Annotated in this window: 2 protein-coding genes; both read left to right on the top strand. The window is 70.7% G+C overall.

Going from position 1 to position 2,239, the window contains the following annotated elements; genetic code table 11:
- Positions 1-1,384 (top strand): IS21 family transposase (gene istA, locus J1M46_RS15130; RefSeq protein WP_206448811.1); only part of this gene is annotated, 1,384 nt, incomplete at its 5' end.
- A complete protein-coding gene (gene istB, locus J1M46_RS15125) occupies positions 1,381-2,118 on the top strand; it encodes an IS21-like element helper ATPase IstB (protein ID WP_206448810.1) in 738 nt (245 codons plus the stop codon). The genes istA and istB, both read left to right, overlap by 4 nt.
- Positions 2,119-2,239: the final 121 nt, after the last annotated feature.

Below are 2,239 nucleotides of genomic sequence, written 5' to 3'. Positions count from 1 at the left end.
GGCGGTGGACTTCTCCCCGGTGGTGCCGGTGGCGGCGGCGCGGCCGGGCTCGGTGGTGCTGGCGGGGCTGGAGTCGGTGATCCAGCAGTGGCTTGGCGACGACGAGCGGCGTCCGCGGAAGCAGCGGCATACCGCGCGGCGGGTGTTCGATCGGCTGGTGGCCGAGCACGGCTACGCGGGCTCGTATTCGCCGGTGCAGCGGCTGGTGAAGCAGTATCGGGCCGAGCATCGCTCGCGCGCCGAGGGGTTCCTGGAGCTGGCCTGGCCGCCGGGGCAGGCGCAGGTCGATTTCGGTCAGGGCGTGGCGATCGTCGGCGGGGTGTCGCTGCTGCTGCACCTGCTGGTGGTGACGTTCCCGTTCTCGAACACCCGGTTCGTGCTGGCCTACCGGGGCGAGACGGCCGAGTGCGTCTGTGATGGGCTGCGCCGCGTCTTCGAGCACACCGGTTTCGTGCCGCGGGTGCTGGTGTTCGATAACGCCACCGGCGTGGGCCGGCGCAGCGGGGAGAAGGTGATCGAGTCGAAGCTGTTCGGCTCGTTCAAGGCGCATTACCGGCTCACCGCCCGCTACTGCAACCCGAACTCGGGCAACGAGAAGGGGAACGTGGAGAACGCGGTCGGGTTCCTGCGCCGGAACCTGATGGTCCCCGAACCCGAGGCGGCCTCGCTGCAGGCGCTGAACGAGGTGCTGCTGGAGCGCTGCGATGCGCTCGCCGCGCAGGAGCATTGGCGTAAGGGCGCCCCGATCGGCGAACTGTTCGCCGACGACCTCGCCGCCGGCCTGGAGCTGCCCGGGATCGGCTTCGACCCGGTCCGGTACGAGTCTCGGCGCGCGGACAAGACCGGCAAGGTCGTCATCGACGGGACGGCGTATCTGGCCGGGCCCGCCTATCACGACCGGCATCTGACGGTCGGGGTCCGGCACGACCGGATCGAGATCCTCGACGAGCACGCGCACCCGGTGATCGAGTTCGACCGGGTCTTCGGGCAGGGCGATCGGACCGTGTTCGCCGCGGGACAGCTGCTGCATGCCCTGGCGGTCAAGCCCGGCGCGTGGACGCATTCGCCGGTGCGAGAGCTCGTCGCCGACCCGGTCCGCGACTGGCTCGATACGGCGCGGCTACCGGAGCGGGCGCGGCTGCTGGCCCGGCTGGACCAGGCGGCGGTCGCGACCAGCTTCGCCACCGCGATCACCGCCGCGACCGAGCTGCTGAGCCGCGGCGCCGACCCCGCCGCCGACGGGCTCGGCATGCTCGCCCGCCGCATCCACGACAACCTCGAACCGGCCGCCACGGTCGTCGACCTGCACGTCTACGACCAGTTCACGCAGCCGCCCGGACACGACCGGCCGCAGGGGCCCCAGACGCAGGAGGACGCGGCATGAGCGGCGCAGCCGTCACCAACGACGACATCATCACCGCCGGCCGGGCGATCTCGCTGACCACGACCGTCGTGGCCGACTGGGCGACGCGGGGCACGCCGAAGCAGCGCGAGTATTTGCACGGGTTCCTCACCGCCGAACACGCCTCCCGTCAGCACGCCCGCCACGCCCGGCTGCTGCGAGCCGCCCGGCTGCCGGCGCTGAAGTCCCTCGATGGCTATGACTGGTCCGCGATCCGCTTCCCCGACGGCTACGGCCGCGGGCAGCTCACCGAGCTGGAGTTCCTCGACCATGCCGGGGACCTGGTGCTCTACGGCGATGTCGGCACCGGCAAGACCCACCTCGCCTGCGCCCTGATCGCCGCCGCGTGCCAACGAGGCATCCCCGCACGATTCCACACCACCGCATCGCTGGTCGCCCAACTGCGCCGCGCGAAAGACGCCGACCGGCTCGACAAAGAACTCGCCGCGATCGCCAGATACCCGCTACTGGCAATCGATGAGTTCGGGTACCTGCCGATCGATGCGGAGGGTGCCCGGCTGCTGTTCCAGGTCATCGCCGACGCGTACGAGAAACGCAGCCTGATCCTGACCACCAACCTCGAGTTCGCCCGCTGGGGCACCGTGTTCGGCGACGACCAGATGGCCGCCGCAGTCATCGACCGCATCGTCCACCACGGCCGGCTGCTGCAGTTCCGCGGCGAGTCCTACCGCGTCGCCCACGCCCTCATGAAATAGCCCAACGGAGGAGCACAGCAATGACGACCCCGCCCCCGCGCGCACGCGCAGCCACACGGCCACCACGATCGCGATCGGTGAACGAGACCGCGAATGGCAGGCCACGACCGACGAAGCCATC

The sequence above is a fragment of the Agrococcus sp. KRD186 genome (genome assembly GCF_017168255.1).
Classification (GTDB): Bacteria; Actinomycetota; Actinomycetes; order Actinomycetales; family Microbacteriaceae; genus Agrococcus.
Note: the sequence above shows the minus strand (reverse complement) of the source record. Positions and strands in the feature narration are given on the sequence as shown.

Bases quoted from the DNA above. Each gene is read 5' to 3' on its own strand.
- istB (WP_206448810.1), top strand. From the start codon at position 1,381: ATGAGCGGCGCAGCCGTCACCAACGACGACATCATCACCGCCGGCCGG.